Genomic DNA, 1090 nt, shown 5'->3' with positions numbered 1-1090 from the left:
CAGAGAGAGTTTAGTATTTGTCCTCGTCCAAGAGTCGATGTTCTTATCGAACGAAGTGATCGGGTACGGCGCACCCGGTTGCCCCGCCAAGACATCTAACGGATTCTCTTTGAGCCAATACCTCATTCTTTTTGCAGCGTAGTGTCGGCGAGACTCTTCAGTTCCCCCTCGATTGTCAATTCTTTGTAAAAGCTCGTAGTGCTCTACCGCCCTGTCTCTGTAGTCAAGTAATGGGTTCGCATAATCGATTACCCATCGGATTGCTCGATCCATCACTTTAAACATGACCGGCTGCGGTATATCACGAGTCCGCTCTCCCTTCCGACCATGTTTTTTAGCAAATTTAGTGACCTGAAAGCCGCGAAAAAACCTCTTTTGTGGACGGTGCTCCTCGGGAAACAACTCACTGTAGGTTGTTAAATTATCGAGAAATTTTTTGACTGCCCCTACCTCCTTCCTCAGCGTATCCACCGTCAACTTCTCAGCTTCCATGAACTCAGATTTGTCCAGATAGTGCCGTAAATTTGATTTCATGTAGAAATGATGTTCTTTTCGAAATCGAGCTAATCTAGGGTTAAAACTCTTGAAAGCCCGTGAACTCACACCAAGCGCTGAAGCTATCTTCTCGATATTAACGTCGGGTTCAATGCCCGATCGTGGGACCCTGAGTTCGCAGATCTCCTGTGACGAGAGAGAATCAAGGTGGTCGTAGAGTCGTGACCTGAGTGATAACCTGTCTGCAAGCGGATAAGGATAGTCAGCTAATATTTCCTCAAAGATTGAGCTATTAATGCTGCTGATATACGTCAGTTCGTACTTAAACTTCATTAGACGTATAAAGTTAATAATTTTCCCTGCCGTCTTTATCAGGGTTTCGGGGCCAACATTACCCAGCCGTGGATTGGTACTAGTACCGATAAGCACGCAGGCAAGCTTTACCGTGTAAAGGAGCCTTGGTTCGTCGGTAAGCTTTAGCCCAGGCGAGATTGCGACATCAAAATGAATGGTCTTTGATTCTTTTGGAGCCCCTTTAATCGGCCAAGAGTTATCTTCGAACTTGACGCCTTCCTCAAGAAAGTACGGACGGAGG

At 46.2% G+C, this 1090-nt stretch carries 1 protein-coding gene; it reads right to left on the bottom strand.

What is annotated here, in order from left to right:
* A partial coding sequence (locus ACN0IC_RS15735; protein WP_416879690.1) for a hypothetical protein occupies positions 1 to 1090 on the bottom strand: 1090 nt, incomplete at both ends.

Origin of the sequence: Litorimonas sp. (assembly GCA_029936425.1) — a bacterium.
Lineage (GTDB): Bacteria > Pseudomonadota > Alphaproteobacteria > Caulobacterales > Maricaulaceae > Litorimonas.
Note: the sequence above shows the minus strand (reverse complement) of the source record. Positions and strands in the feature narration are given on the sequence as shown.